The following is a 7,756-nucleotide window of genomic DNA, read 5'->3' as shown; positions in this document are numbered from 1 at the left end:
CAGGATACCCTTGCAGCTGTTGTAAGCCTGTTCCTCGTGCTTTACGCCGCGTAGAATGCGGTCAATAAGCGTCACCATGGCATCGCCATACACTGTTGCCCAGCGACGATAATAGGCCCCGTCGTGCGCATTCAGTTCCTTATAGTACCGGTGCTCAGGCGGCATGTGTGCATCGTCCGTAATATACCGGGGAAAGTCCTTGTAAGACCTGACGTGCGTGCAAAGGAGCCTGTTGTTCTCGTCGCAGATGCGGATTTCGCTCATGGTGGCCTTGAGCAGCGCCGGCTTACCGTGCATGGTATACGCGACAGAGTAAGCAGTCTTTTTCAAAACCGGGCACTCCTCGAGATAACGCTGTGGCCGAAACCTTTTTTGCAACGTTCAAGAAAGAAGAAGCGTACCGCCGGGAGTATTCCTCTCTGGCTGATTTTCAAAAGAGCGTGGATGAGTACATGCGCTTTTATAATGAAGTAAGGCCTCATCAGACCCTGGCATATAAAACTCCTACCCGTTTTGAGGAGCTTTATGGAAAGAAAAAGACACAGGATATATGAAAATCCTGTGTCTAAATCCGGAACCATTACGTATATTTTGGGGTGAATTTTATCCCTTTTTCATGGAGCATTTCTTTTCGGCAAACTTAAAAACATAAGATATATCAGTGGTTAGAGAAAAAGAAGAGGGTTGTTTTTCGACTTTGCAGTTCGAAAAACAACCCTGCTTCAGTTGGTCCGAGTGGGGAGACTCGAACTCCCGGCATCTTGCTCCCAAATGTGTGTCGGAGCCTTCAGCCGACACTTTTCCGTCCTCTTTGACGCTTTCCGCTGCTTGGGCAGTTCCTCTTTAACACTCTTTCGCCCTGCTTGTTTCAAGAAAACCTTTCGTCTTTTGGGATTTGTGTGGGATGGGATTCTGTGTATTAAAAGATGTTCCGTCCGGTTTTAAGGGCGATGATAGGCCAATCACCTCAAAGCAGAGACGCAGAAACTGCGCCGCATAAACAAAGAATAAGGCGCTCTTTACAATTAGCATGGAAAGTTAACTCATTTTACCATGCCGCCGCAAAAAAGACAACAAAGGCATACACGGGGTGATAAAGTAGTGGCTATTTCTCTCTTTCTGTGGTATTGTTCGTTTGCCGAAAGGAGGCGACGATATGCAGAAAGAAACTAACCTCACGGTAGGCCGGTGGTGCGACCGCTGGTTCTGCGAGAACCAGGGCAGATGGAGCGGCAGCACCGTGAGCGGATACCGCAACCTGATCTACCGCCACATCCTCCCCGGAATCGGGGATATCCGGCTGGCGGAGCTATCAGAAGGCACCGTCACCAGTTTCTATGATAGCCTGCGGAGCCAGGGACTGAGCACCAGAAGCGTCTGGTGCGTCCATCTGCTCCTGCGGCGCTGCATGGACGAAGCGGCCCGTGACCAGTGCATCCCCTGCAACCCGGTGCGGCTCTGTCAGGAGCCACAGGCAGAAGCGTCTCAAACAACTCCCTTGCGCTTGGGACAGCTCCAGCGGTACCTGAACGCGGCGGAACAGTTGGGCTCACTCCCTCTCATCTACACAGGACTCTCCAGCGGCCTGCGGCAATGTGAACTTATCACCTTGTCGTGGGTCGATTTTCATATCCGCTGCCGGTACATCCTCAAGGGGCAGCGCCTGCTGACCCTCAACAGCAAGGCGGAGCATCTCCTGGAGCAGATACCGGAAACCGGCCGCTATGTGTTCCTCAACCCCAAGACCGGAGTGCCGTATCAGCTCCACGAGTTCTACTACTTCCACAAGCGGATTCTGAAACAGGCGGGCCTGCCGTGGGTGGCCTTCCGGAACCTGCAGCGTCAGTGCATGGAGGTGGGGATATGACGCTGAAAGACTATATTCTCCGCTGGCAGGAGGTCTACGACAAGAACCAGAGCCGTCCGACCACATATGCAGCTCATGGCTATATCTTCAAGAACCACATTCTCCCCGGACTGGGGGAGATCCCGCTCTCTGAATTGACCGTGGAGCAGGTCGGAGATTTCCTGGAGGAGCGTAGGCGCTTTGGCGGTCACCGCCCGGAAAGCCCCGAGTACCCAGGGCTGGGCGAGCATACCATGCGGCATATCCACCGGCTGCTCCAGCAATGTCTGGATCAGGCGATCCGAGATGGGCTGATAGCAGACAACCCCGCCCGTAAGTTTCACTATCCAAAGCCCAAGAAGGTCAGCGCCAATGTGCTGACGGCATCAGAAGTGGAGGACTATCTGGACGCGGCAGAGCGGCTGGGTTACCTCCCCATGTTCCTGCTGGCGCTGACAGCAGGACTTCGGCAAGGAGAGCTGATTGCCCTGAAGTGGAGCGACCTGGACACGAAGGAGCGGACGCTGACCATCACTGAGAAACGCTCGGTGGAACGGCGGGAGCTGGTGGAGTACGAAGGCAGCACAAGGATCATCAGTCTGACCCCGGAAGCGGTTGAACTCCTGCGCCTGGAACACGCTAAACACCCAAGAAGTCCGCTCATGTTCATGCACCCGGCCACCCAGAGGCCCTACTCGCCCCAGATGGTGCGCCGGCTGCACAATGAGATCATCCAAGAGGCCGGGCTGGATCACATCCGGTTCGCAGACCTCCGGCACACCTGCGCCGTCCTGTCTCTGCAAAATGGAGTGGACACGAAAGAGGTTTCTCGGATGCTGGGCCACTTCAGGATCGCAATGACGCGGCAGAACTATGCACCATACCTGACCCATACTGCCGCAAAAAGCGAAAGCAAGCCCAATGAATCATCCACGGAAGATCTTAGGGAAGCGGCAAATATTCTGGATAATCTTCTGAAATTCTGATGGATATTCTGCGGAAGGTGTGGTATATGTTTGGGTCACAAGGAGATGATGACGATGGAAAACAAACTGCTCAAAGAACTGTATGATTACTTTTATGTCCGCCCGGAGCTTGATGAACAGGAGAACGAGGTGGAGGAGTGCCACAAAGCATTGATCGAGGCGCTGGCAAAGCCGGAACGCAAGCTGGTGCTACGAATCATTGATGCCCAGAACTTGATCATAGAACAAACCTCCCTCGACAGTTTTACTGCCGGCTTTGAACTGGCGTGGAGGCTCTCAATAGAACTGCAAAATGACGAAAACGAGCGCTCATTCTCCTGCCGGACCAGGAGAACGGGCGCTCGTTTCGCGTCGGAGGAAGGACAGGAATGAAAAACGAATTGCCATAAGTATGCTGTATAGTACCCCCAGCAATACAAACCGATTAACGATAATGAACTGGGCTACATGACCTTTGAAATAAAAAGAGACAGTTCGACTTTAAGTTGACTGCTTCAAATAAGGGGGACATCCTAAAATGGTCGGGGAGCCGGAGAAAAAACACATCAAGAATTTGAAAACAAAAGAGAAATGAAATTACATCCGCCACCTGTGGGAGAAATTCTGCGGCCGGTAGTCTTATTGAGAGGAACAGTCATTTACAATTTCACTATTGAGCCATGAATTTTGGTGTGCTATACTATCCTTAAATTCAGCGAATGCAGAATTATATTCAGCAAGTCCGATGTATGAGATTTGCTAACGGAGTGGAAGAGATGGCTGTTAGTTATAAGAAACTGTGGAAACTGTTGATTGACAAAGATATGAAGAAAAAAGATTTGTGTGCCGCTGCCGGTATCAGTCATGCATCTATGGCAAAACTCGGAAAAAACGAGAATGTTACAACTGATGTGCTGGTGAAAATCTGTACTGCACTGCAATGCGATATTGGTGATATTATGGAATTGACTCCCGAAAATTCTAAGTAAAAGGAGGTGAGTACTTTGGCAGAACAAGTTGTTAGAAAATTGGCATCTGCTCAAGCTAAGCCTGTTTTGAAATGGGCTGGTGGAAAGACACAGATGTTAGGCGATCTTTTGCCCAAAGTACCAGCCTCTTATGGGCGGTATATTGAACCATTCTTTGGTGGCGGTGCAATGTTTTTCGCATTGCAGCCGAAGAATGCAATTATTGCGGACAGCAATCCTGAACTTATTAACATGTATCGGCAAATTGCCAATCATGTTGAAGATGTTATTCACTATTTGAAAACTTATGAAAACACCTCGGAAATGTTCTACGCTGTTCGAGAGCTGGATTGGACGAAATTATCAGAAGTTGAAGCTGCGGCCAGAACAATTTATTTGAATAAAACTTGCTTTAACGGCTTGTATCGTGTCAATAAGCGAGGCCAGTTTAATGTTCCTTACGGAAAATATAAAAATCCTAAAATTTGTGATGAACATGGTTTGAGAGCAGCCTCAAAAGCCTTGCATAAGGCCGACATCATTTGCGGCGATTATCTTTTGGTTCTGGAACATTATGCTCAGACCGGAGATTTTATCTTCCTCGATCCCCCCTATCTGCCAATCTCTGAGTATGCCGATTTCAAGCGGTACACAAAAGAACAGTTTTACGAAGAAGATCATATTGAGCTTGCCAAGATGGTTATGACCTTACACGAAAGGGGTTGCCATATCATCTTGACAAACTCAAACCACCCGCTGGTACATGAACTGTACGCACCATTTACGATTGATGTTATTCAGACAAAACGCCATATTTCCTGCAATGGCAGCACTCGAAAAGGTGAAGATGTCATTGTTACTATTCCTCCGAAGCAACGCACTTTAATTAAGTTTCTTCCACAACCGTTACCCAAACAGGTTGCAGCATATCCTCCTACTCGCTTTATGGGGTCTAAGAGCAAACTGCTCTCTGAAATATGGTCTGTGACATCACAGTTTGATGTAAACACCGTTGTCGACCTTTTCTCTGGCTCCGGCATTGTTGGGTATATGTTCAAAGCGCAGGGCAAGTCAGTAATCAGCAATGACTATATGGCGATGTCTGCCACATTTACAAAGGCAATGATTGAGAACAACACGGTCACACTGCCAATGGATGAGGCCAAAGAATTACTTGTTGCGCATAAGGAATCCGATCATTTTGTAGCTTCAACTTTCAAAGGCCTTTATTATACGGATGAAGAAAATGATTTGATCGATACCTTGCGTACAAATATTGCTGCAATTCGTGATCAATACAAGCATGCCATTGCAATGACTGCGCTGATTCGTGCTTGTATCAAAAAGCGACCTCGTGGTATTTTTACATACACCGGCCAGAGATATAATGATGGTCGTAAGGACTTGCAAAAAACGCTTGCACAGCAGTTTTTAGAGGCTGTCGAAGCTGTCAACAAGGCCGTCTTTGACAATGGAAAAATCAATCGCTCTAAGCATGGCGATGCAATGGATTTGAGAGTAGAACAGGCAGATTTGGTATATATTGACCCACCATATTATTCACCACTTTCTGATAATGAGTATGTCCGTAGATACCACTTTGTAGAAGGGCTTGCCCGTGATTGGAAAGGCGTAGAGATTCAGGAACATACGCAGACGAAAAAATTCAAGTCTTATCCTACGCCATTCTCTACCAGAAAGGGCGCAGCGGATGCGTTTGATCGCCTGTTTAAGAAGTTTGCCAGTAGCATTCTCATCGTGTCCTATTCCTCAAACAGCCTGCCTACACAGGATGAAATGGTAGCGATTATGGCTAAATATAAATCCCATGTAGAGGTTATACCCGTTGACTACAAATATTCCTTTGGCAATCAGAACGAGGCAAAAACCCATAGGAATACAGTACAGGAATACCTTTTTGTTGGATATTGATAGGGGGCTTTCGTATGAGCGAACAAATCAAAATATGGCTGGTGGGCAACACTGGCCTGCGTAATCCAAATCGAATTCAAGAAGGTTTTTCTGTATTTGCCAGTTCTGCATTTGTTGGGCATCTTCATGGCCGTGATAACGAACTCGGTTTTATGAATCTGCTCGATGAAAAGGGTATTATTCAAAACGAGGAGGGTAAGGACAGTTCCGGCAGTCACGCTCGTAAATGGCGGTTGATGTTTGCGAAAAACGGTCTAATTTATCCTCAGGTTCAGAAAAAAGATGGCCGTCAAGAAGATTTGGGTCCACTTGACGATATTACGCCTTTTGGCAGGTCATTCTTAAAAGCAGATACATATCCTGCAGTACAGGAATGTTATCTCCGGGCTATGAGCGTGGAGCAATTTCCTATGCCGGATGGCAGGCATTACTTCTCTCCGCTGAGATGGCTCTTGGCAATTATGCTGGAACTTGAAAAGCGTACTGGTTCCTCTGAGCTTAGCCGAATCGAATTTGCTCTTTGGGGTCATACCACAAATCCCAGCTATAGTTTGGAAGAAGTGGTTGATAACATTCTTAATTTGCGAAAGCGTAGAGCTGCGGCTCCAGCGAAGCGCCCGTTTGACAAAAAGGAGATTGCCAAACGGGGCGAAAATTACGACAAAAAGCCAGATAATTTCTTGGATTACAGCGACATGAATATGAGATACCTCCGCATTTCTGGTGTGCTTCAACGCAAAGGCAGAGGTCTAATAATCGTACCCACAAAGCATGTCTTGGCAGAAAAACTTGCAAAATCCACCGCAAGCGCAGAACCTATTATGGAACAGTATAAATTACTCTGCGCTGGTGCGCCTCTGCCCACGGATAGTGTAGATGTCGCCAAATCCCTGTTGGATGATCTCATCAAACAGATGAAAGAGCGCCATATCCTCTTTGATATCTCCGATCTGCCTTTGAATACTCCCGCAGAAATCAATATCGCACGGCAAAGACTGGAAAATATCCTCGCCCAGACGGACGAAATTCAGTATGCCAGCGATCAGTGCAATCAGTGGGAAGAAATCAGAGATTATATGACTCTGCTGATAAAGGGCGGTGGAAAGTTAGTCTATGACGAAGATAATGCCATAGAGGTTCCCAAGGATGAAACCCCCGCCTACCTCGAATGGACACTCTGGCGTGCGGCCTTGGCGATTGATCACATGGTTAATAAGCCGTATGAAGTGCGTGGATTCAAGTTGGATTCTGACTTTATGCCTGTTTCGGCTGCTGGTGGCGGTAAAGGTGATCTGTATTGCGAATTTAACGATTTTACCATTTTGACAGAGGTTACTATGTCCACATCCTCCCGTCAAGAGGCAATGGAGGGTGAGCCTGTCAGAAGGCATGTTTCTGATGCTGTTCTAAAATACGACAAGCCTGTATACGGTATGTTTATTGCTGTTCGGATAGATACCAACACTGCAGAGACATTCAGGCACGGCGTCTGGTATGCAAAGGGCGATGTAAAGCAGCGGCTTGATATTGTACCTTTGACCTTGGCACAGTTCCAGAAATACTTTGTGTCCATGTTTGAAGCGGACAAGGCAGCCCCAGAGAAACTTAGAGATTTGATTATAAAATGTGAATCCCGGAGAGATATTTTGGAGGCTCCAGCTTGGAAGCAGTATATTGACTCCACTGTTGCCGAAAAGTCGCTTGAAATCACCAACGGAATTGTTGCCCACAGCGGCTCCGAAGTACCTCTTGTTCCGGCTGGAGCCATTGTGCGCCATGTAGCATTTGGAGAGGGACAAGTTGTTGCGCTTGAGGCCAATTTTCCTGAATGTCCTGCCAAAACGGTTGAATTGCCATATCTGAGATCGTTACCCGATGAGGTAAGTTTCTGCCCTGATGGTAAAAGTCTACTGCATGATCGGTTTGGTGAGGGTACAGTTTATGCGTATGTTATTGTGTTCCAGAAGACTATTATGAGATTGTCGTATCCATCTGCTTTTGTAGGCGGAGAACTTAGTTTAGAACCATAAATATGGATATAATAA

The 7,756-nt window shown here is 47.6% G+C and carries 7 protein-coding genes and 1 pseudogene; 7 read left to right on the top strand and 1 reads right to left on the bottom strand.

The genetic code is table 11. The features are described from left to right. Positions 1-330 (bottom strand): annotated as a pseudogene (locus tag ACTQ3R_RS06830) (hypothetical protein); the annotation flags it as partial. A 26-nt stretch (positions 331-356) separates the two neighbouring features. Here ACTQ3R_RS06830 and ACTQ3R_RS06825 point away from each other — a divergent pair. The 7 genes from ACTQ3R_RS06825 (at position 357) to ACTQ3R_RS06795 (ending at position 7,741) form a co-directional block, all read left to right on the top strand. After that, positions 357-554, top strand: coding sequence for an integrase core domain-containing protein (locus tag ACTQ3R_RS06825; protein WP_441778388.1), 198 nt, complete (start codon positions 357-359; stop codon positions 552-554). Positions 555-1,156: 602 nt separating this feature from the next. Then, positions 1,157-1,867 carry a tyrosine-type recombinase/integrase gene (locus tag ACTQ3R_RS06820; protein ID WP_441778387.1) on the top strand — a complete coding sequence of 237 codons (711 nt, stop codon included), beginning with the start codon at positions 1,157-1,159 and terminating at the stop codon, positions 1,865-1,867. After that, a complete protein-coding gene (locus tag ACTQ3R_RS06815; RefSeq protein WP_441778386.1) occupies positions 1,864-2,832 on the top strand; it encodes a tyrosine-type recombinase/integrase in 969 nt (322 codons plus the stop codon). Before ACTQ3R_RS06820 ends, ACTQ3R_RS06815 begins: the two co-directional genes overlap by 4 nt. Before the next feature lie 54 nt (positions 2,833-2,886). Beyond that, complete coding sequence (locus tag ACTQ3R_RS06810; protein ID WP_441778385.1) at positions 2,887-3,204, top strand: DUF6809 family protein; 318 nt, start codon at positions 2,887-2,889, stop codon at positions 3,202-3,204. A 383-nt stretch (positions 3,205-3,587) separates the two neighbouring features. Next, positions 3,588-3,800 carry a helix-turn-helix domain-containing protein gene (locus ACTQ3R_RS06805; protein WP_054324281.1) on the top strand — a complete coding sequence of 71 codons (213 nt, stop codon included), beginning with the start codon at positions 3,588-3,590 and terminating at the stop codon, positions 3,798-3,800. 6 nt (positions 3,801-3,806) lie between these two features. Next, a complete protein-coding gene (locus ACTQ3R_RS06800) occupies positions 3,807-5,711 on the top strand; it encodes a Dam family site-specific DNA-(adenine-N6)-methyltransferase (RefSeq protein ID WP_441778384.1) in 1,905 nt (634 codons plus the stop codon). Between the two features lie 14 nt (positions 5,712-5,725). After that, positions 5,726-7,741, top strand: a complete 2,016-nt coding sequence (locus tag ACTQ3R_RS06795; RefSeq protein WP_441778383.1) for an AlwI family type II restriction endonuclease — start codon at positions 5,726-5,728, stop codon at positions 7,739-7,741. The last annotated feature ends 15 nt before the right edge of the window (positions 7,742-7,756 follow it).

This window comes from Lawsonibacter sp. LCP25S3_E2, from assembly GCF_052117285.1.
Classification (GTDB): Bacteria; Bacillota; Clostridia; order Oscillospirales; family Oscillospiraceae; genus Lawsonibacter.
This window is presented reverse-complemented; position numbering and strand designations above follow the sequence as displayed.